17 protein-coding genes are annotated in these 22,617 nt (G+C 41.4%); 6 read left to right on the top strand and 11 right to left on the bottom strand.

The features are described from left to right. Positions 1-132 precede the first annotated feature (132 nt). Positions 133-2,592, top strand: coding sequence for a hybrid sensor histidine kinase/response regulator (locus WKF66_RS18540; protein WP_489675980.1), 2,460 nt, complete (start codon positions 133-135; stop codon positions 2,590-2,592). Here the strand turns inward: WKF66_RS18540 and WKF66_RS18535 are convergent. Then, positions 2,577-3,902 (bottom strand): sigma-54-dependent transcriptional regulator, encoded by a 1,326-nt coding sequence (locus WKF66_RS18535; RefSeq protein WP_489675979.1) that lies wholly within the window; start codon positions 3,900-3,902, stop codon positions 2,577-2,579. The genes WKF66_RS18540 and WKF66_RS18535 overlap by 16 nt on opposite strands. A gap of 60 nt (positions 3,903-3,962) precedes the next feature. Between WKF66_RS18535 and WKF66_RS18530 the strand changes: the two genes are divergently transcribed. Continuing rightward, positions 3,963-4,400, top strand: coding sequence for an RrF2 family transcriptional regulator (locus WKF66_RS18530; protein ID WP_489675978.1), 438 nt, complete (start codon positions 3,963-3,965; stop codon positions 4,398-4,400). Between the two features lie 78 nt (positions 4,401-4,478). Then, entirely contained in the window at positions 4,479-5,270 is a 792-nt protein-coding gene (cobA, locus tag WKF66_RS18525) for a uroporphyrinogen-III C-methyltransferase (protein ID WP_489675977.1), read from the top strand. A 28-nt stretch (positions 5,271-5,298) separates the two neighbouring features. On the opposite strand, the gene WKF66_RS18520 is transcribed toward cobA, so the two are convergent. Beyond that, positions 5,299-8,343 carry a DUF8693 domain-containing protein gene (locus tag WKF66_RS18520; RefSeq protein ID WP_489675976.1) on the bottom strand — a complete coding sequence of 1,015 codons (3,045 nt, stop codon included), beginning with the start codon at positions 8,341-8,343 and terminating at the stop codon, positions 5,299-5,301. A gap of 215 nt (positions 8,344-8,558) precedes the next feature. On the opposite strand from WKF66_RS18520, the gene WKF66_RS18515 reads away from it, so the two are divergent. Continuing rightward, positions 8,559-8,750 carry a PID-CTERM protein-sorting domain-containing protein gene (locus WKF66_RS18515; RefSeq protein WP_489675975.1) on the top strand — a complete coding sequence of 64 codons (192 nt, stop codon included), beginning with the start codon at positions 8,559-8,561 and terminating at the stop codon, positions 8,748-8,750. Here WKF66_RS18515 and WKF66_RS18510 read toward each other — a convergent pair whose 3' ends face one another. The 4 genes from WKF66_RS18510 to WKF66_RS18495 are packed head-to-tail and all read right to left on the bottom strand — an operon-like array spanning position 8,751 to position 15,163. Further along, complete coding sequence (locus WKF66_RS18510) at positions 8,751-9,608, bottom strand: N-acetylglucosamine kinase (protein ID WP_489675974.1); 858 nt, start codon at positions 9,606-9,608, stop codon at positions 8,751-8,753. A gap of 18 nt (positions 9,609-9,626) precedes the next feature. Beyond that, the gene (locus tag WKF66_RS18505; protein ID WP_489675973.1) at positions 9,627-10,952 is read right to left on the bottom strand and encodes a TolC family protein; all 1,326 of its coding nucleotides are present in this window, start codon (positions 10,950-10,952) and stop codon (positions 9,627-9,629) included. Next, positions 10,942-14,076 (bottom strand): efflux RND transporter permease subunit, encoded by a 3,135-nt coding sequence (locus WKF66_RS18500; protein ID WP_489675972.1) that lies wholly within the window; start codon positions 14,074-14,076, stop codon positions 10,942-10,944. The genes WKF66_RS18505 and WKF66_RS18500 overlap by 11 nt, the downstream gene beginning before the upstream one ends. A gap of 4 nt (positions 14,077-14,080) precedes the next feature. Next, positions 14,081-15,163 (bottom strand): efflux RND transporter periplasmic adaptor subunit, encoded by a 1,083-nt coding sequence (locus WKF66_RS18495; protein WP_489675971.1) that lies wholly within the window; start codon positions 15,161-15,163, stop codon positions 14,081-14,083. A 157-nt stretch (positions 15,164-15,320) separates the two neighbouring features. Between WKF66_RS18495 and WKF66_RS18490 the strand changes: the two genes are divergently transcribed. Beyond that, positions 15,321-17,108 carry a M61 family metallopeptidase gene (locus WKF66_RS18490; RefSeq protein WP_489675970.1) on the top strand — a complete coding sequence of 596 codons (1,788 nt, stop codon included), beginning with the start codon at positions 15,321-15,323 and terminating at the stop codon, positions 17,106-17,108. Between the two features lie 97 nt (positions 17,109-17,205). Here the strand turns inward: WKF66_RS18490 and WKF66_RS18485 are convergent, their stop codons facing one another. The 5 genes from WKF66_RS18485 to WKF66_RS18465 form a co-directional block, all read right to left on the bottom strand. Next, on the bottom strand, positions 17,206-18,450 hold the full coding sequence (locus tag WKF66_RS18485) for a hypothetical protein (RefSeq protein ID WP_489675969.1): 1,245 nt from the start codon (positions 18,448-18,450) through the stop codon (positions 17,206-17,208). Between the two features lie 72 nt (positions 18,451-18,522). Beyond that, on the bottom strand, positions 18,523-18,654 hold the full coding sequence (locus tag WKF66_RS18480; protein WP_489675968.1) for a hypothetical protein: 132 nt from the start codon (positions 18,652-18,654) through the stop codon (positions 18,523-18,525). Positions 18,655-18,769: 115 nt separating this feature from the next. Beyond that, on the bottom strand, positions 18,770-19,834 hold the full coding sequence (locus WKF66_RS18475; protein ID WP_489675967.1) for a sensor histidine kinase: 1,065 nt from the start codon (positions 19,832-19,834) through the stop codon (positions 18,770-18,772). Positions 19,835-19,890: 56 nt separating this feature from the next. Next, positions 19,891-20,574: an SIR2 family NAD-dependent protein deacylase gene (locus tag WKF66_RS18470; protein ID WP_489675966.1), complete on the bottom strand. Its 684-nt coding sequence runs from the start codon at positions 20,572-20,574 to the stop codon at positions 19,891-19,893. 325 nt (positions 20,575-20,899) lie between these two features. After that, on the bottom strand, positions 20,900-21,208 hold the full coding sequence (locus WKF66_RS18465) for a response regulator (RefSeq protein WP_489676158.1): 309 nt from the start codon (positions 21,206-21,208) through the stop codon (positions 20,900-20,902). A gap of 208 nt (positions 21,209-21,416) precedes the next feature. Here WKF66_RS18465 and WKF66_RS18460 point away from each other — a divergent pair, with 208 nt between their 5' ends. Next, the gene (locus WKF66_RS18460; RefSeq protein WP_489675965.1) at positions 21,417-22,550 is read left to right on the top strand and encodes a PQQ-dependent sugar dehydrogenase; all 1,134 of its coding nucleotides are present in this window, start codon (positions 21,417-21,419) and stop codon (positions 22,548-22,550) included. Positions 22,551-22,617: the final 67 nt, after the last annotated feature.

Raw genomic sequence — 22,617 nt, 5'->3', positions numbered from 1 at the left:
ATTAGATACTAACCAGGCTTTTAGCAGAAGAATACGATATAAATCGTCTGATGGTACTAAACCCTGCAGTACTGACCAAAAGCACTTTAAAACACAATCGACATTAGTACGTTATTAATATAAATACCTGTAATGCCTCAGAAAGATCGATTAGTAAAAGCAACAAAAAGCAAAGTCATTCTCGCCTTGTTTTTGGCATGTTTTGCATTGTTTATTGCCTGGAGCATTAGTAAGATGGTTTTTCAAGAGATGCTCACAACTGTGAACGATGTGTCAGCACCTAGTCAGCGTCTAAAATTAGTGAACACGATCTCAAGGAAGATTAGCGGGCTTGACCAGCAACAGAAGAAGCAAGCAATTCAAAATGGGGGGAACTACGACAAACTCTTCAGTGAGTCGCTGCAACTCAGAAAGCTGCTTGATTCCCTTGCTCATCTTTACCCGGATGACTCTGTCCAGATGACCAGATTAAAAACGCTTAAAAAACTATTAATAGAGCGAGACAAGCAGTTTTTGGACTATCTAAAGGTTCGTGCAAGCCTTGTTAATAATCAGTTATTCTCTGACCAGGTTATGGAGTTGAATGCGTTCGTTTCTAAAGCTTCTACGGACGACAGCACTGTCTTAGCCACGGAGGAACGTATATCTACAACCACTTTTTCTCCACAAGAAACTAAGCCCCGGAGTTTTTTCGGAAAGTTATTTGGACGTAAAAAGGAGGTGCAGGATAAATCTTTCACCGTCGTTAGTGAAAATAAAGTAAAGCGCGATACCATCGCATTATCTCCAAAAGCCGGAATTTCAAAAAGCGTAGAAGCATCATTGAAGAACATTGAAAGGGAGCAGCGAAAGCGGAATAACATCTTCATCAATCGGGAGGCAAGGTTAGCAAATGCGAATGGTGTTCTTATTTTCCAAATGTTAGAAGTTCTCACTAAAGTCGAAAATGAGGTGGTAAATCAGATTGAGTCCAATGCCCTTCGAGCTAAACAGGTAGTGAATTCTGGAATCTCAAGAATAACAATGGTGATGGTCGTTTTCTTTGTTATTACTGTGATCTTACTCTGGTTAATACTCACAGATATCGCGAGAAGTAATCGATATAGACACGAGCTGGAGGTGGCTAAAGATGAAGCAGAATATCATGGTAAAGCTAAACAGCGCTTTTTAGCCAACATGAGCCATGAAATTCGTACTCCATTGCAGTCTATCATTGGGTATAGTGAATTGCTTGTGAAGGATCACGAATATGATGAACACCATGTGCGGGCGATTAGTCAGTCTTCCGAGCACTTGTTACAAATTGTAAATGAGGTACTTGACTACAATAGGATAATCTCTGGTAAGTTTACATTCGATGCCACGCCGTTTAATATGCATGAGTTGCTAATTGAAGTTATTTCAGCAATAAAGCCACAGGTTGCGGCAAAATCATTGGAGCTTGTTACTAGTTTTGATGTTAACAGGTCTGAACTCGTAGAGGGGGATAAATTCCGGCTTAAGCAAATCTTATTTAATTTGCTGGGAAACGCCGTTAAGTTTACGGAATCTGGGAAAATTGTTTTTTCAGCAGCCTATAAGGCAAGGGACAATCAAGCTTATTTCACATTTATTGTCAAGGACACAGGCGTTGGAATGTCGGAGGCTGATACCAGTGTTGTCTTTAATGAATTCGAACAATCTAAGCGTACGGATGAAACTGGTATCAATGATGGGGCCGGTCTGGGTTTGACGATTGTTAAGGCTCTTGTTGAAAATCAAAATGGTAGGATTTATCTAAAAAGCAAACTTGGCAAAGGAACTACATTCTCTGTGTTTCTGGATTTCAAGGTGCTTCGGAATATTGATGAGCTTCAAGACGAGATTATCCGGGTAAGGCGTCCTGCAGGTAGCGTTTGGATCATTGACGATGACCCATTGATTCTCAATTTATGTGAGATCATTTTGAACAGTCATAGCATTACCCACAAAACCTTCAGTTCTCCATTAAGTGTTCTTTTGGAACCTATCCCTAGTGACTTATCTCATATTTTGATGGATATGAGAATGCCTGAAATGGATGGCACCGAGCTCTGCAAACTTTTAAGAAACAAGATATCTACCCCTATAGAGATTATTGCGATGACCGCTCAGGTTCTGCCCTCAGAACAAGGCGAGCTATTAAAAGAAGGATTTGATTCCTTACTAATGAAGCCCTTCAAAGCGGAACATATATTGGAAGCTGTGACGGACCTGCTTGAAATCAATTTGGCGCAATTAAAGAAGATGACCTTAAACGATCCTCTGCTATTGGAAAATATTATTCATGGATTCTGTCAGGATTGTTCTGATGATGAAAAGACCATTTTGGAAGCGCTTCATCTGAAAGATTATAGCATGTTAACTTTGATCATTCATCGGCTGGCGGGGCGAACAGGTCAGATGGGAATTACGGAATTAGCTGCGGCTTTTAGAAAGACCGAATTAAAGTTACGTAGCAAAGATAGTGTGGATGAGCAGATGTCTAAGGAAATCTTAACTCTTTTAAGAGATTTAGCAATTGTTATTAAAAGATTCCAAGTGGAATGGCCAATCTCTTATTCAATTTCATAACGTTCTATCTTACTATAAAGCGTTTTTCTATCGATATTTAGTGCTTTTGCAGCTTTTGTTTTGTTGTATTTAACTTTGACCAAAGTCTCCTGAATAAGTGATTTCTCGTTCATCTCGTTAATCGCTTTCAGATCAGAACCACTTGGTTTTGGACCTCTACCTATTGAAAGTATCATTTCTTCGGGCAGTGATTGTTCTACTGCTATTTCATCAGCCGTGAGCAAAACCATTCTTTTAATCACATTTTTTAACTCTCTCAGGTTTCCCGGCCAATCATACTTTAAAAGAATCGATTTAGCCTCGGTAGAGATGCTGGTTACATGCCTTTCAAGTTCTTCGTTTGATTGTTTAATAAAGTGCTTGATGAATATTTCCAGGTCCTTGCCACGCTCTCTCAAAGGTGGAAGTTGAATCTTGAACTCGTTAAGTCGATGGTAAAGATCCTCCCTGAAACTCCCATTGCTAACGCTGTGTCGCAACTCGTCATTAGTAGCTGAAATGATTCTAACATCAACTTTTATGCTTTTAGTAGTTCCCAACGGTTGAATCACTTTTTCCTGCAGTGCTCGTAGCAGTTTTATTTGAACTTCATAGCTTAGATTTCCTACTTCATCTAGAAAAAGCGTGCCGCCTTGTGCTGCTTCGAATTGACCTTTCTTTTCATTTACCGCACCAGTAAAGGCCCCTTTTGCGTGCCCAAAGAGCTCACTTGCTGCCAGATCTTTGGATAGGGCACCGCAGTCTATCGCTACAAATGGCTTATCTTTTCGTTTGCTTTGCATATGCAGGGTGCGGGCAGCATATTCTTTACCGGTACCGCTTTCCCCTTGAATGATGACAGACATATCTGTTGGCGCCACTAACGCAATGTGTTCATATAGCTTATCTGCAGTCGCACTTTTGCCCTTAATTGCATCTGCATGCTCAATTGAATTAACCGCGGACAACTCAGGTTTTTTAAGGACATTGTTAAGCAGCATCAAAAGCTCATCAGGATTCACCGGCTTTGTGATGTAATCTGTAGCGCCCAATTGAATGGATTTAACAGCAGTCTTAACATCGTTGAAACTTGTCATGATGATAACTGGTGTTAGGATATTTCTTTCTCTAAGGTACGTAAGGACTTCAAATCCAATACCATCGGGCAGCCGGTAGTCAACTAAAAGGAGGTCGAAACTATGCGTTTCCAGTACTTGCAAGCTTTTAACAACACCATAGGTAAGGTATGGATCATGATGGTGTTTCTTTAAAAAGCCCTCCAATATTTGGGAAAATGTACGGTCGTCTTCGATAATCAGTATTCTTGCCATGCGGGGATTCTGTATCTAGAACGACAAAAATACCTAAATCTTTTCTTAGCTTTGTTATATATGCTATCTAAGAAAACGAAATATGCGATTAAAGCACTTGTAGCTCTTGGTAAAAATCTTGGCAATCCACCTATGCAAATTGTTAAGCTGGCAGAAATGGAGATGATTCCAAGGAAGTTCCTTGAGCAGATTCTACTTGACATGCGTAATGCCGGATACCTTTATAGTAAAAAGGGAGCGGGTGGTGGTTACAGCTTGAATAAAGATCCTAAAGACATTTTTCTCGCTGATATATTAAGAATTACCGATGGCCCAATTGCCATGGTTCCATGTGCAAGCTTAAAGTTTTACAGAAAGTGCGACGAGTGCCATGATGAGGTAACCTGTGGTATTCGGAAGACTTTTATTGACGTTAGAGATGCGACTTTAAATGTCCTCGCCCAGACTTCTATTGCCGACGTAATTGCTCGCGAACAAGACAAACTTCCCGCTTTTTAATCTTTACCCTACTATTTCTATAGAATTTCATATATTAGCGTTTCAAATATATTTATTTATAGAATCTAAGAGTAGAATATGATTTTAAGCAAGATAGATAACAAGTTAAAAACTCCTAAAATAACGTTAGTTGGCGCTGGTCCTGGCGATCCTGAATTGATCAGTCTTAAAGGACTAAAAGCAATTAATAATGCTGATGTCATTCTGTATGACGCCCAGGTGAATGAAGCACTTCTGAATCATGCACCAGCGCATGCCATCAAGATTTATGTTGGTAAGAAATCCAATGATGAGTCTTTCTCGCAGGATGCTGTGAATAAATTAATGATTGACTATGCGATTAATTTCGGTCATGTAGTGCGACTAAAAAGCGGCGATCCATTTGTTTTTGCGAGAGGTTTTGAGGAGGTAGACTTTGCAGAATCATATAGCATTGAAACAGAGATCATTCCAGGTATATCCAGTGCAATCGGAGTTCCGGGATTACACAAAATACCAATGACCTATAAGGATTTAAGCGAAAGCTTTTGGGTGATCACCGGAACCAACTCTTTCGGTGATATATCACCTGATCTATACGTTGCCGCCAAATCTAATGCAACGGTAGTAGTTTTAATGGGCGTAGAGCGGATCACAGAAATTGCTTCCATTTTTGAGGCTGAAGGTAAGCAGCGTCTTCCTGTTGCAGTTATTGAAAATGGATCTTCTGAACATGAGAATATTAAAATAGGCATTGTTGAGACTATCGCAGAGTTAGTGGTCGATCACGGTATATCATCACCAGCTATTCTAATATTTGGAGATGTGGTATCGCTACATCCATCTTTCGATCGGATTCGTGACTTTTATCATGTTTTAAGTGAACAATAGTGTTAACTTCAACATCTGATTGAAAGGATTAGATTTTAATCAGTTTTAACGTGGTTACTATAACCTTTGTCTTGTCGTTAATTAGCTGCAGCAAATAGAATCCTTTTGGGAAGGCTTGTGTATCTATTGGTACAAGGGTGGCGCCAATCTCAATGTGTCCTTTATTCACTACCTTACCAAGCATGTCAGTCATCACAATCTCAAGACCCTCTTTTAGGTCCTCTGCAATTTGTATGCTGATGTTATTGTTAAACGGATTTGGGTAAACTTTAATACCTGCTGACAGTAGGGTTGTCTTACTAATCTGTTCAATCAAAACCTTGAACCGAAGAGCCCCCATGCTTCCTGTGGCGGTTTTATCCATAGAAAAGGGGTAAGTATTGTCCGTAGCTTTGATTTGTTTTTCAGTTTGTAAGTACGTATCAACAAGCTTGATTTCATATTGCTTGCTAAGTGAAGTTTCAAAAAGAAGCGTATACGGTCCGGTTTCAGTTCCAGTAACATTTAGGTTGATTACTTGAGGCTCCTTTAACGGTTGCCTGTTGTCGATAGATAACTGTTCCTTATCTACCAAAGAGGAGATGCTGACGTGACCTTCACCTATTTTCAAAGCATCCATATCATTAATTCCATCATAACCCGATTCAGATAGCTTCAAGACATACGCTTGTCGGAAGTCACTTTTACTGAGGATTATTTTCAGACTACCAGTACTTTCTGTTATAGGATTGTTACTGCTTTTTAAAGATTGTAACACCGGCAGCGATGGAACTGGTGAAGTAAATTTAGAACTTTCAGAAAACGTTAGCTTTCCCGATTTCTCGCCCGCCGCAAGTCGTACAAAGAATCCCGTTCCCGATGGTATCACGACATTAGGAGAGTCATCTACGACGTAAGCAGCATTTAAGGGGTCGAATTGCCATATGAACCTTGTCGTTTTTTCAGTACCAATATCTCCCCATCTCAGACTCGAGGCATATGGATTACCTATAAGATTAAACCCATCGCCAATGCTTCCCATGTCTTTACTTGCCAGAGGAATACTCATTTCTCCTATAAAAAGTTTACCCACGTGTTTAATGGTATAGGCCTGTGGGTTTATAAACGGTTGCGTTTGGATCTGACTGATAAAGGCATTCGCAACATGTCGGCTTCCTCTTGAAAAGATATATACCCCTTTCCCAAATTCAATATGCTGTCCTATGCTTTTTATTCCAACATACTTCTGAGACAATGTACCCGGTAACGACTGATCATGTGTATAAATGGTAGCCCCGTTTGCGGGTGATATATCGAAGCCGTTTGTTACACCACCGTTTCCTGTTATAAATAATGCGTCCTTAAAGGAACGACTATCATAACTCTTCGTTCCAGATATGTCAGATGTATAGATCGGTGAACTGAGTAGCCGCCAGCCCCTTGCGGTAGCCGGAACAGGATAGGCACCTGAAATGTACTGCTCAACAATAACATCGCCTACAGCACTCGCTAACAAGGGGTCGATTGGCAATAAAGCAGCAGTCGCTGTTTGAGAGGCGGATTTCATGATCAACGTTTTATCCGACTGAAGAATGCCCTTTTTCAGGTTAATTAGACCGCTAACTTCCATAGGGGCGCTTAACAATAAGGTGTTCGAAGTGTTGAGCTGGTTGTTTTCTAGCACACTGATGTTTGCCAAACCAGTTCCATCATATTCTTGCCTGGCCACCAGGCCTTCAAAAATTACTTTTGCCGTTGTGCCTGACGAAATTATTTGTCCATTGTTTCTAATATCGCCTCCGAGTCTTAGTAAGGCTCCGTCAGTCACCTTGACTGTTCCGCCGCTGGCAATGTCTACCATACATGTAAACTTCAAGTCGCTACTTACTTCCAAAGTGCCACCTGACTGCACGATAAGACTCTTATAGTTGTTGGCGCTGCTAGATACGACTTTTTTTCCTTCGGGAATAAGGATGTTAGCGTTGGCTTGAGGAATGACGTTTCCATTCCAGTTACCTGCCACGTTCCATTGGGTATTCGTCCCTGTAAAACGGGAGAAGCCACCGGGGCTGTATTCCTCAGCGCCAATGGTATAAAAACCGCTTGGATCATTTTGATTTTCATAGCAGGTTGCCATCCATTCCTTAGTAACCATCGCCTTTAGAATCCTGACTTCATCGATTTCCCCGTTAAAGTACTGAGTATTTTGCTTGCTTGAACCAATGTTTATTGTGCCTCCTGGCCCTATACGTATTGCAGGGTTGGCACTTGAGGTGGTAGGAGCATTGTCAATATAAAGTTTAATGTCGCCGGTAGTTAGGGTACCCCACACATGATACCATCTTCCGGTTTCCCGTATCGTTATTATGCTTCCCGTTACTGTTACTGGTGGGCTCAAACTATTGAAAGTTTGTGCAACCAACCTGCCTGCGGCGTTAATCTTCAATTGAAAGCCACCCATACCTGAGCTGTCATTCGTTACTATCATCTGGTCCGTCCCCAAAGAATTCAGCTTAATCCAGGCAGAAACCGTGAAAGCATTATTGACCTCGTTGCCACCAGTATAATATTTAGATACGCCGTCAAAAGCAGCACTTTTCGCTATCTTCCCTTCAGTAAAAGTCGATCCGCTATTAGAAAGCGGCAAGTTCATCTGATGGATACCAGACTGAGTTGATACAGCATTCATGTGCCATACCTTAGTGTAATTACTGTTCCAGGTTTGCAAAGCGGTTGTTGATCTTGGGTTGTGTAGTACCGTGCCCCCGTAGTAAAAATAGATTTCTGTAGCAGCAGTGAGCGTTTTATCAGCTGATAAACTGCTTATCCTAACCCAGCAAGCTAATCTTCCTGTTACCGGATCGTATTCGTCAAGCTGAAAATTTAGTGGAACAGTTGGCGCAGTCGCCAGCGCAAAAGAAATGTCCCTCCCTTCGGCGTCCTGAAGTCTGTTTCCACAAGCTCCATTTTTAGAAATTAAATCCTTATCGATCACTACTATCAGTACTGGAACATCAATTTGATTACTATATATTGGAGGATTGGGAAAGGAAGCAGTGACCACAGGACTAACCTTACTTTTGTTAATAGTCATTTTTTTCCGATAGTTGAAACCAGTCAGCCAGGCTTGAGCCTTCACGGTTGTCGGGAGCAATAGCAAAAAGAAAAGTGCGAGTAGCTGATTTTTCAAAAGCATTCTAGGAGCGATAGTCCCAGCGAAGCTGCGCTAGATTTTAGTATAAAACCAACATCGCGACTAAATAATTTAATGACTTGTATTTTCCAGAATTAATGTGGGAGCTTGTCCTCATGAAAAAAGCAAGGTATTTTGTGGCGATGTTGTTGATCTTAAGCATAAGTAAGGCTCGAGCGGATGATCCCGGACTTCCAGGCGGTGATCCAGATGTACCTATTGATGGTGGCATAGTGCTCTTAATCCTGGCGGGAGCCTATTACGGCGTCAAGAGAATAAGAGGCACAAAGTCAGATCTTTCTGATTAACTAAGCAGTTAGAATACCTTCTTTTTTCAAAATGTAATTATAGATCCCTTCAATTGGCTTCTGAAAGATCTTACCAACTTTTACCTGATTTCTTTTGCAGACCTCTCTAAGTACGTCCTGATAATAATAGGCAATAGAACCGACGAAATGGCAATCCAGCTCCTTGTAATTAGGATAGTCTTTTACATTTGTATCAATGAATTCCTGAAAACCATCATTAAGTATACCCAGGATGAACGGATGAGCGGTGCGATCAGCCATAAAGCGGCTAATGGAAGCTAAAAATATGTTCGGTGCAGAATTCTGGTAAACGTTAGTTATCACTGTTTCCTTGTCTATCCCGAACATTTCTTTGAATTCAGCAGTTAAGTCTGCTGGCATCGTATGGTATAGATAACTTGTGATCAGCTTTCTCCCAAAATGTGTTCCTGAGCCTTCATCACCCAAAATATACCCGAGGCCATGTGCACCATTATGAACTTCTTTTCCATCATAGTAGGAGATATTTGATCCCGTACCCAAAATACATGTTAACCCTGGCTCATCGCCACAAGTAGCATAAGCAGAACCAATCAGATCATGTTCAACGGACACATATGCTTTTGTGAAATAAGAGGAAATGCCGTTAGATATCACTTCAATTTTATCGGGAGAAGAGCAGCCGGCACCAAAAAAGTAAATCTCTTTAACACGATCAGCCAAGGCAACAAGTTCTTTTTTCTTCGAAAAGATCTTGAAAATGTCATTGGCATTAAGAAAATATGGATTAATCCCCTGCGTGCTAAAAGTGATGTTTCCCTCTGGGCTGTAGCCCATCCAATCGGTCTTGGAAGAACCACTGTCTGCTACTAAAATCATTCGCTAAATTTAGCAATCTTATTGAACATTTAAAGTTCCACTGATCTCTTTTAAACTTATTTCTGTAAGCTTAGCCTGATATTGTGCTTCAAGATACCTGGCTACGGCATCGATGTAATTCCTTTGCGCTTCCCTAAGCTCCAACGGCGCAATACTCCCAAGTCTGTATTTTTCCAGCGTTATATCCAGACTTTGCTTTGCCACATCCACATTGTTTTTCTCAACTTTCAACAGATCGAGATTAGTGGTATAATTTTGATAAGCTCTCAAAAGCTCAGCACCGATATCTTGCCTGGTACGGTCCAGAGTCAGTTCGGATGAATTAATTAAAATCTTTGCATTGCGCTCATTCTGACGCTGCAAGAATCCATTAAAGATATTCAGATTAGCAGTAAGACCATAAGTTAAGCCATTGGCCCGTTGCTGCGTATTAAATCCTGTCGGACTTGAGCTCCTTTGAAATTCATAACCGCTATTAACTGCGATTACCGGATACCGTTGCCCCTTTACCAACTTTAAAGCTAATTCCGCTAATCTCGTACTTATGAAAGCACTCTGCAGATCAGGGTTCAGCTGTTCCATTTGGCCGGTAAGGGTAGGATAGTCCAGCGAGCTATCTATATTAAAAACAGTGTCCACAGTAAAAGTAATATTCAAATCTCTGGCAATCACCTGATTCAGAGTCACCTTTGAGTTTCTTAGCAGGTTTTGTTCCTGTAAGTATGCCGAGGTATCCGTGTTATAATCTACTGATGCCGTCAAGACGTCAAGTTTCGACCCCCTGCCAATCTCAAGTTTATTATTTGCAATCCGTAACCGGAGTTTAGAAACATCAAGTGCACTGTCCCTGGCAACAACAAGCTGTTGCTCTCTGGAAACATTGTAGTAGGCATTGACCACTGTGCTAATTGTGCTCAAAACTGTGGCCTTGGCATTTACTGCGCCTTGCTTTTCCAGCTCCTTCAGCCGATCTAAATTGGTGAACATTTGCAAGCCATCAAAAATAGTCCAGCCAAGGGCTACACCATAGCCCATATTCGTGTTGCGAACCCCGGTTAAAGTCTGCTCATTGCCATTGCTTTGTGTCCTGGTTGTATTTTGTAAACCTCCACCTTCACTAAATGTTCCATCGAGTCTGGGCAGCATTCCGGCGTTTCCAATGTTCGCGTTATTTTTCGCAATTTGAACATCATTGCTCACCAACTTTATATCGTAATTATTTTGCAGCGCAATCGTGATTGCTTCTTGCAAAGTAAGCTTTTCCTGTGCTTTTGCAGAGCCTATAACACCAATAAGTACGAACAGTAAAGGGAATACAATTCTCTTTTTAAAGTTAAACCTCATGTTCAATTCTTTTAGCATTTTCACGTGTGTCATTTTCAAAATTTGAATTCAGTGATTCTTCAAGATCCTTATTTACCTTATGTTCTTTTGACCAATAAGAATAGATTGCTGGGATGACAAACAAAGTCAACACAAGTGAAAACGTCGTTCCCCCAACAATTACCACTCCCATACCTATTCTACTTTTTGCTGCGGCTCCAAGTGCCATCGCAATAGGAAGTGCGCCAATGGCAATTGCCAAACTGGTCATCAGGATTGGTCTCAGCCTCGAAACAGCAGCTTCCCGAATAGCTTCTGGAATTGCCATCCCTTGCTCTTTCAACTGGTTCGCAAACTCCACGATCAGAATTCCATTTTTTGTTACCAATCCAATGAGCATAATCGTCCCGATCTGGCTAAAAATATTCCAGCTTTGTCCAAATAACCAAAGCGATAAGAACGCACCTGCAACTGCCATCGGTACAGTAATGATGATAATGATCGGATCTATAAAACTTTCAAACTGGGCGCTCAAGATCAGGTAGACTAGTAATAAAGCAAGTCCAAACGCAAATAAGGTGTTCGAGGAACTTTCCTGAAAATCCCGGGACTCCCCGCCAAGATCAGTGGAGAAAGTCTCGTCTAACACTTTTGCCGATATTCTATCCATCGCATCAATCCCCTCACCAATGCTTTTTCCAGGCGCTAAGCCAGCAGAAACAGTTGCCGCGGTAAACCGATTGTTTCTGTAAAGCTGAGGCGGACTGCTTTCTTCCTTCGCAGTAACCACATTATCAAGTTGTATCAATGCTCCTTTGTCATTCCTAACGTAAATAGAACTCAGATCAAGCGGGTCTTTTCTATCACCAACTTCAAATTGCCCGATAACCTGGTACTGCTTTCCATTCATGAAGAAATAAGAGAAGCGTTGACCGCTTAGGCCAAGCTGTAGTGCAGATCCAATATCAGCAGCAGATACACCTAGATTTTTCGCTTTATCCCGTTCAATGGTGAGATTGATCTCGGGTTTATTGAACTTAAGGTTTACATCTGAAGTTGTAAATGTGGGGTCCTTTGAAACCTCATCCATAAATAGAGGCACCTTTTCCCGAAGCTTTTCAAAATTTTGAGCCTGTATGATATAATTAACCGGCAGTCCACCCCTGCGACCAACTGAAATGGTTGGCTGTTGGGTTACAGTTACCTTTCCTTCTGAAAACTTTTTGGTCATGGAAGTAAGCTTAGCCGCAATTTCTGCCTGTGACTGTTCACGATCCCCCGGGTCTGATAAACCCATTCTCACGAAGCCGCTATTCGTTGATCCCGCGCCGCCAAAGCCTGGTGAAGTAATGGTAATGTTAACTTTCTTTTCAGGTATCGAATCCTGGATCATTTGATTGATCCGCATAATAAAACGGTCGGTATATGCAAAAGACGATCCCTCTGGCGTGCTTACATTCATGTTGATTGCACTCCTATCATCGTAAGGGGCGGTTTCTTTAGGAATGATGGTCCAGAATAAAGCAATCAAACCCAGACAGATAACTATGATTGGGAAAGCCAACCATTTCCTGGCTAAAAACTTGTTTAAGTTTTCAGCATAGCCTTCATTAAGTTTCACAAAATAAGGCTCTGTCATTTCATAGAACTTTGACTTTTTGTGACCTGTCTTTTTCATCAGGTATGCATTCAACATCGGTGTCAACGTCAGTGATACAAACGCAGAGATTAATACCGCAGCCCCAATGACGATCCCGAACTCTCGAAAGAGTCGCCCGACAAAACCTTCTAAAAATATAACTGGTAAAAACACTGCAGCCAGCGTGATCGAGATTGATATTACTGCGAAAAATATCTCATTTGAGCCCCTAATTGCGGCTTCAAACGGGGAATATCCTTCCTCCACCTTCTTGAAGATGTTTTCAGTAACCACGATCCCGTCATCCACAACTAAACCTGTCGCCAGTACGATAGCCAGTAGAGAAAGTACGTTTATCGAGAACCCGAATATGTACATGATAAAGAAAGTAAATATCAGTGATACTGGAATATCTATTAATGGCCTGATTGCAATTGCCCAGTCTCTAAAAAATAAATAGATAATCAGAATAACCAGTATCAACGACAAAATAATTGTTTCTGCCACCTCTGTTACCGAAGACTTGATGAATTTAGTCGTATCCAGAGAAATGTTTAGCTTAATGTCTTTCGGAATGTCCTTTTGAAGTTCTTCAAAACGTTTGTCGAACTCTTTGGAAATATCCAGATAATTCGCTCCTGGCTGTGGTATAAGGCCCACTGCTACCATTGGTTTGCCAGATTCCCTTAATACTGTTTCTTCGTTTTCAGAGCCAAGTTCAACAAAGCCAACGTCTCTCATTCGAACCAGGTTATTCGAATCCGTTTTTAAGATCAGGTTGTTAAATTCCTCTGCGTTGGTCAACTTTCCAAGCGTTTTAACAATAAGTTCGGTATTTGCTCCCGTGATCTTTCCAGAAGGAAGCTCCACGTTTTCACGGTCTAATGCAGCTACAATATCCTGAGAAGTCAGGCCATAGGCAGCCAACTTGTTTGGGTCAATTCGCACACGCATGGCATATTTTCGCTGTCCCTGGATTTGAACGCTACTTACTCCAGATATCGTTTGTAAGCGTTCAGCAATTACATTTTCAGCGTAATCGCTCAGCTGCATTACGTTCCGTTTATCACTTTGAACGGTCATCGTAATTACTGCGTCTGAGTTGGCATCAGCCTTGCTGACTACCGGATTCCCATCGATGTCTTTCGGTAGGCTCCTCGCAGCTTGAGAAACTTTATCCCGAACATCGTTGGCCGCATCATCAATGTTCTTGTCAAGATTAAACTCTATTGTGATATTGCTCGTTCCCTGATTACTTGATGAGGAAATATTCCTGATCCCGTCAATTCCATTAATGGATTTCTCTAGCGGCTCCGTTATCTGAGATTCAATGATATCTGAGTTAGCTCCAGGGTAGGAGGTGCGCACCGAAACAACTGTCGGGTCAATATTAGGAAACTCGCGAACACCAAGGAAATTGTAACCGATTACTCCAAACAGGAGAATCGCTAAATTCATCACAATTGCCAATACTGGCCGCTTTATGCTGGTGGTTGATATACTCATGGGGCTAATTTTTTACCACAGTGACTTTAACTGCCGCGTCAGGTTTAACAGACATGGCACCGGTAGTTAAGACGGTGTCACCAACTTTCAAACCGGATGTAATTACTATACTTTCTGCTGTTCTGGTACCGGCCACTACGGGAACTTGCTGTGCTTTCCCATTCTTACTGATGTAAACTGTTTTTCCCTTTAATACAGGTATTATAGCTTCGTTAGGAATCAGTATAGCATTTTTAGCTGTGCTTAAGGCAAGTTTTATTTTAGCGAATGAACCAGGTAAAAGCTCGTTGCTTTTATTTGGAACAAGTGCTTTAATTTGTAGCGTCCTGGTCTGGGTGTTTATCCCCGGCTCAAGAGCAAATACCTTTCCTGTAAAGGTTTTGGAATATCCGTCAGTCACGAACTTGACATCAGAACCTAATTTGATCTGTCCGACATACCTTTCAGGAACGGAAAAGCTTATTTTCAATGGATTCACGCTAGACAAATTGGCGATCATTGTAGCAGGGGTAAGGTACTCACCAACGGAGATGGAACGCAGTCCTATTCTACCACTAAAAGGAGCGTAAATAGAAGTCTTTGCGAGTTGAGCACGAATTAAAGACGTTTGTGATCTTAACGATTGTAGGTCAGCCAAAGAGGTATCGTATTCTTCCTGACTAATTGCGCCCTTTTCAAGCAGCTGCTTGGACCTGTTTTCGTTTGTGCCTGACAGTCTCTGTCTGGTTAGCGCTTCCTGCAATTGAGCCTGGATGTCGCGGTCATTTATTTTCACAAGTAAAGCCCCTTTACTCACTGTTGTTCCTTCTGTAAAATTAATACGGGTTACTAAGCCTGAAACTTCGCTGCGTAAGGAAACAGACTCATTTGCTTCAATTGTACCTGTAACCTCAAGATCGTTTGTGAAATCGCTTGCAGTTACTACAATTCCATCTACCTGAAGCCCTCTACCACCAGCGCTTCCTGGTCCTCCGGAAGCTCCACCTTTGCCTGCGCTCTCTATTTTTTTGTTTGAAGTAATTCTATGGTATATTAGCCAGGCAAGGCCGAGTGCGAGCAATATGTAGATGATATATCTTATTTTCATACAGGTGTTAAATCAATATTTGATTACAAAAATATTCAAATATGGTGCCCGAACGGGGTTGTATTAAGTATGTTACAGCTTTGAAAATGTTATTGCCAGGCAACGCTCATCTCAGCCTATTTCTTAATTTTGGAATTGTTGATTATAACGGAAATAGATGAAAAGATCATTAGCAACATTAATTGTGGTAGTATTATTAAGTATGACAGGTAAATCTCAGGTCAAAGTTAATTTTGAAATAAGCTTTATTGAGCCTCAGGCCCATTATGCTGAAGTAGAAATGAATATCTCCGGATTAATTAAAGACTATGTTGATGTCAAAATGCCTGTTTGGGCCCCAGGCTCATACCTCGTGCGTGAATTTGCTAAAAGTGTCGAAGGTTTTTCTGCAACCGCGGGGGGGAAGACAGTGAGATTTGAGAAAGTTAGGAAAAACGCCTGGAGAGTCTATTCGGGAAAGGCTTCAGCTATTAAGATAAAATACAGGGTCTATGCTTTTGAAACTTCGGTCCGTACGGCGTTTATAGACGAGTCACATGCATTTCTATCCAGCACCGGCATTTTTATGTATCCCGATGGATTGCTGAAAATCCCGAGCACGGTAACTGTAAAACCTTTCACAACGTGGAGCAAGGTGTCTACGGGACTTGAGCCGGTTGCCGGAAAGCCATTCACCTATACCGCAGCAAACTTTGATATTTTGTTTGATAGTCCAATCGAGGTAGGTAATCAGGATGTCTTTGAATTCACTGCTGCCGGCGTTAAGCACGAGGTTGCTATGTATGGTGAAGGTAATTACGATAAAGAAAGGCTTAAAGTTGATATGGCGAAGGTGGTTGAGCAAGCAACAGCTATTTACGGCGAGAATCCTAACAAACACTACACGTTCATCGTTCACAATTTTACTGCAGGTGGTGGTGGTCTGGAGCATTTGAATTCTACCGTACTAGGGGCCAGCAAAAATGCGTACAATACCGAAAAAGGGTATAAGGGTTTCCTGGAGCTTGTTGCCCATGAATACCATCACCTATGGAATGTCAAGAGGTTAAGACCTATTGCTTTAGGTCCATTTGATTATGATAATGAAAATTATACCACTAATCTTTGGGTAGCAGAGGGATTCACTTCTTACTTCGAAAATAAGTTTATGCTGCGTGCAGGCTTTAAGACGCCTTTAGAAACAGCGCAGGCACTGCTAACAAACATCGCTACAGTGAGCAATACTCCTGGATCAAAGGTCCAGTCGGCAGCGGAAGCCAGTTATGATGCCTGGATAAAGAACTACAGACCGAATGAGAATTCTGGCAATACCTCTATTTCGTACTACAGCAAAGGTGAAGTTATTGGTACTTTGATGGACCTGGAGATCGCTAATGCGACGAAAGGAACAAAGTCTTTAGACAACGTTATGCATGATATGTATGAAGCTTATTATAAGAAACTAGGCAGGGGATATACAGATGCAGAATTCAAAGCAATGGTTGAGAAGGTTAGCGGCATTAGTTTCACAGGCTTCTGGAAGAAATACGTTAATGGAACAGAGCCAGTAGAATACCAGAAGTACTTTGCTTATGCAGGAGTGGATGTGAAAGATGAGAACGCTGGTACGAACATTCCGTATCTTGGAATCGCATCAAAGAAAGTTGAAGGAAGAATGATGGTTAGTTCAGTATCCAGAAACTCTGCCGCCTGGGATGGCGGACTAAATTTCAATGATGTTTTGGTAAGTGTAGATGGACAAACGATTGATTCGCCCTTGGAAAGAATGCCAGTAGTAGAAAGTCATAAAATAGGCGATATCATTACGGTTACGGTACTTCGCGATGGTGTCAGCAAAGATTTAAAAATCACTTTGAAAGCCAGTCCGAATATTAAGCTCCTCGCAGAAATGAGTGAAAGCGCTACAGAAGCCCAGCTTCGGGTTAGAAAAGCAGTGTTTAATTAAGTGATGGTAAACACGTAATTATACCGTCATCCTGAATTCATTTCAGGACCTCGGCATAGCGATGCCACCCAATCCGAGGACGAGTGTAACCAACCATCTATAAATTTTCTTTTCTAAAGAAACTGGCATCTGCCAAATACTGCTCTATAGACTCAGGGTCTTTATCCTTTACATTGTTCAATGAAAACTCCTGCACATGACCCAGCTTTAACAGTGAACCACAACCGGCTTCCTGAAATAATTCACTCATCTTTTCATTTTTCTCAAAATGATACGCATTAAAGGTAGAGAGCTTGTCTATCATTAAGTATTCTTTGTCAGCTCGTTCAATAGCCGCAAGCTTATGTAGTTTTCTGCCTTCCGGAGTTCCGTCATTCGTCAGGAATAGAAAGGTGCGAATAACAAGTTTAGCGTCGTTCATCGTCACTACAAAGTAGCCCACCTTTTCATCAGACACCCGGTATTCAACCAGCGATTTGCCATTGGCGAAATGGTGCGGGATTGTATCCTGAACAAATATGAGAAATGCAATAGAGTGCATAATGCCTGGCGAGATATCAATCCGCTCTTGAAGCTTATTAATTGCGTGAGATTGTATGTAAATATCGAGTGGCATCTCCAATGAGCCTGCAGGGAAGCCAAGAACAGATGGCTTAACTTTGGGCCAAATCCACTCCAAATCGGAAGTAATCCAGCCAAGGCGGGTGGTGCTGTGATAATTTCCCTCAATCATAATACTTACATGCTGGGGCTTGAACTCATGGATGAAAATATCATTCTTCTTGGTTGATAGTTCAAAACAGGCGGTGTTCATACTGTCTGCCTTATATATGCTCCCGTTGAAGTCACTCAGTAAAACACAGGTGTCGGTCATCAATTCATCCATCACATTCTCTATCACAAGCTGACTTTCACTTTCCGGGAAGAAATCAACAAAGCCTTCCTTTAGCTTCTCGTTGCCAGTCGGATAATGTTCAACGAAAATATAGATAAAATTGATAAGTATTAATCCTTCGGCGAGATACAAGCTTAATGGCACTTTGTTGCCATTATCGATGGGCAAAAAATGTTCTTCCATCAACGTGTTCATCAATTTATTAAATTGAATAACCTTGGACTTTTTGATATCACTGCCAGGTGCAGCCTTGGCTTTTAACACAGGATATCGATTTATATACATCGATTCCATCGCGCCCGGTGGCAGTAATTTGAAATATTCTGGACCTGCAAGCAGGGTACAGAGTTCTTCTATACGTTCTTTAAATCGCTTGTGATGCCGGATTGATTGTAGTTTCGCATCGGCAGCACTACAATTGCCACTTTTCTTTTTACTCTTTGCCATGCAGTCGCCTGTACTTGCTAAGCTAATACATTTTTGCGAATCAAGTACTGCTATGCAAACATCTGGCTGTTTTTAAGACTGATCTATCTTGTCCATGGTCAAATTCCTAATCACAAGGAAAATAACAAATAGAAACAAGAATATCAATGCGACTTCTGCGAGACCAATCCGGACACCATTGATCATAAAGTTTAAATTTGTCATAAAATAATGGTCTTAATATAGTTGCGACGCCCAATAACGGTGCCAAGTCTGAAGGGCACTTTAAGTGATTGAATTGGGTTCTGGTATTAGAATAAAAGGCTTAATTCTCCTTCGATCAATAACCAGTATTTTTAGGTAAATTGATCGTGAAGGTAGTGCCAACTCCTTCCTCACTAGCACAAGTTATGGTTGCGTCATGCCAATCAATAACTTCCTTAACAATGGATAGTCCGAGCCCAGTTGTTGGTTCCCCATTTAAGCCTATTCGTTTGGATTCCGTAAAGCGATCGAAGATAGTGGGAAGCGACTGAGCTGGAATGCCAATCCCATTATCAGAAAATGTCACTTGTACATCGTCTTTCCGGTCATCAATCGATATAGCTATTGTGCTTTTGGGAGGAGTAAACTTTAACGCATTTGACAGCAAGTTATTTATGACCTGCATGAACTTTGCTTCGTCTACTTCTATGGGGATGACCCTGTCAGAAGCGGTGAGGCTAAAAGACCTTTCTGAAATAGAAGTAGATTTTTTGCATTCTTCTACATATTCAGTAAGTTTCTTTACAAGATCTATCCTTCTTTTAACTAGTGCGGCACCAGTGGTTTCTAGAAATTCCCGGTTGATTAGGTCAGCAATCAAATCGATTGCCTCTTGAATGATAGCAGAGATCGTTTTTGTTTTCTCGAGATTTTTTGGCTGATCCATGTCCTTTCCCAATACCGCTACTAACGCATTTGCCATTCCCAGTGGTCCCCTTAAATCGTGCGCAAGCATGTGAAGCACGGAGTTCTTCTTGTTAGCATATTTCGTAACGCTGTTTATAAGTTCGATTTCTCCTGTAATATCTATTATCTTTCCAAATATAGCCGGGTCCTCAGCGTCTAGTTCCAGAAACGGGGCTACACCTAGCCAGACTGCTTTTGACCCAACAAGGACGCGGAATTTAATAGTATCAATTGTCTCTCCATTTAAGAGCTTCTCATAAGCCATTCGAACAACTTCCAAATCTTCCTCATGAATCATCTCTTGCAGATCTGCTATATCCATTGCATTGGCAGGTGCTATCAACGACGTTACCTTGTCATCTAAATAAACAAAAGTCTTAGCATTCAGATTGAAAACAAAGTTAACGTTGCTAGCAAAGGGCAATCCACTTGTTAAATTAATCAGCTGTGACATAAAGTTTTTTAAATCAAATATTTAATGAAAGAGAATAGGAGCGGAATTGTTTTCCGCTAGTTGATTTTTAGAATTTCAGCTACCATTTCCGGAACGCCAATAGTGGCTTTTTTTTCAATCACTATGAGGCCCGAGTCCTGATAACTGACTTTTGGATCCACTACATATTTCGGAGTGTGGCTGGGCACATATTGTGTTAAGCTGGCAGCAGGGTAAACTTGCAAGCTGGTTCCAATTACAGCAAAAATATCTGCTACGGCGCAAAGAGAGGCAGCTTGATCCATATTTGGAACCTGTTCTCCAAACCAAACTACATGTGCTCGTAAAGGTTTGCCATGTTCACAAAGGTCTGTTTCTTTAATTTCCCAACCTTCAATCGGATAGGTTAAGTTTGAATCTACATCAGATTGAGACCTGGTAATTATTCCATGCAAATGAAGGACGTTGGTAGATCCAGCCCGTTCATGCAGATCGTCAATATTTTGAGTGATAATGTAGACATTATATTTTTGTTCCAATTCCACTAAAGCATAATGCGCTGCATTCGGACTAGACTCTAAAACTATCTTCCTACGCTCGTTATAAAATTGTTGTACAAGGTGCGGATCTTTCTTCCAGGCCGTGGGAGTTGCGACGTCTTCGACATTGTAGCCTTCCCAAAGGCCATCTGAATCCCTGAATGTTTTCAATCCGCTTTCGGCACTGATGCCAGCTCCAGTTAAAATGACGATATTTTGCATAACTCTTTTTTCAATATTGCACCAAATGAGGTGCCGGAAATCTTATACATCGATCTGAATAGATGCTTTAGGTTTTAGTTACTGTTACGGTTTTGTCTTGGTTTGGGTGATGCTGCATTGAAGGCGTAGCACTCGCACGGTATTTCCGCCTTTTCTCTAGGCAAAAGGCGGTCCCAACGCGGGAGCATGGCGGGTGCAAGGCGGGAGCAGTCAAAGCCAGACCAAAGCAAAACTAAGACTATCCTTAGGAAAAGCGAAGCAGTATTTCATGACAACGCTGACTTATCACCCCAGACACTTCGGTAAAAAAGATCGGAAGAAACAGTTAGGCGGCGCTACCGATTAAACGATTTATGTTAGCCAATAGAAAATCCAGATCAAAAGGTTTTGGGATGAAGATGTCTGCATGCGATTTTTCATACACAGTTGATGGGCTTTCGCCAGCAGACATCAGTATTACCGGTACTTCCGGATTATTTCCTTTCTTCAATTGGTTACATATGGTGATCCCATCGCCATCCGGTAACATGATGTCAAATAGGCAAAGGTCTGGCAACGTTGTGTTTAGTGCGAGTTGACAATCGTCGACACAAGAGAAAAGTTGGACATTAAACCCTTCCTCTGTGAGGAATATTGCAGAATAAGACCTATATCTGGATCGTCTTCAAGAATGTAGATGCGTCGGTTCATAAGTGTGGGGGTTTCAAATTGATAACGTTCTTCGTGTGATAAGGTTTTAAAGAAGTCAAAGTTTAGAATCTTTTAGGAATGTACGGAGGGTGTGCCTATTTCAGTTTTGCAAAGTGATATCATTTTGTATATTTATGGCTTTAGTGATTTTTATGAGAAAAATAGTTTTACCAATAGTTCTTCTTGCCGGCATAGTTTTTTCAAGCAGTTTAGCCGTTAAATCGGAGCTTAAGCTTTCTGTACCCGCTGATACTTCGAAACTCGAAGTTACGTCTCAGGTTTTGTATGATGGATTGACTAACCCCTGGGGAATAGTTTGGCTCTTTGATGGCAGGATGTTAATTACAGAGCGCTCTGGTGAGATTTTAGTCTTTAGGAATGATAAATTTACTGGTGAAAAACTTAGCGGCGTACCAACAGTAGTGGCTAAAGGTCAGGGCGGTTTAATGGAAATCAAACTGCATCCGGATTATAAAACTAATGGATGGATCTACATCACCTTTTCAAAACCGGTTGGAGAGCTTGCTTCAACAGCAGTCGTGAGATTCAAATTGAAAGGTAATCAGGTTGTTGAAAAGGAAGATATTTTTGAGGCTAAGCCGGCGTTAAACGCAGATTTCCACTTTGGGAGCAGAATCGTTTTTGATAAAGATAAATACCTATTCATCAGCGTTGGTGAACGTGGTACTCAACCTAAAGTTCAACTTTTGGATAATGATCATGGGAAAATACATCGGTTGTTTGCCGATGGTAAGATCCCGAAGGATAATCCGTTTGTGGGTCAGGAAGGCGCACATGGTTCCATCTGGACTTATGGTCACCGCAACCCGCAGGGTATGGTTTACGATGCCGCTACGAATCGCATCTGGGAAAATGAACATGGGCCTAAAGGTGGAGACGAGTTAAATCTGATCGAAAAGGGTAAAAATTACGGCTGGCCAAAAGCCTCTTATGGGATTAACTATGATGGTACAATACTGACTCCTGATAAGCAACTTTCAGGAGTTGAAGATCCCAAGCATTATTGGTTACCGTCTATTGGCCCATGTGGTATGACGATTGTCACGAGTTCGAAATATCCGGGTTGGAAGGGAAATCTGTTGATTGGTGCATTAGCCTTCAGGCATTTAAACCGTGTTACTCTCGATGGGACCAGCTATAAATCGGAGGATAGGCTGCTTCAGGATAAAGGTAGATTCAGATATGTAGCAGAGAGTCCAGATGGATTTATTTATGCAGTAACTGAAGGGCCAGGAACGCTTTTAAAGCTCATCCCGAAAAAGTAAGTCATACGCTACCTGTCATTGGTAATCGCTTTCGCGGTCCTTGCTTGGTTTACCTTGAATATTGGAT

This window comes from Pedobacter sp. (assembly GCF_037719805.1).
Classification (GTDB): domain Bacteria; phylum Bacteroidota; class Bacteroidia; order Sphingobacteriales; family Sphingobacteriaceae; genus Pedobacter.
This window is presented reverse-complemented; position numbering and strand designations above follow the sequence as displayed.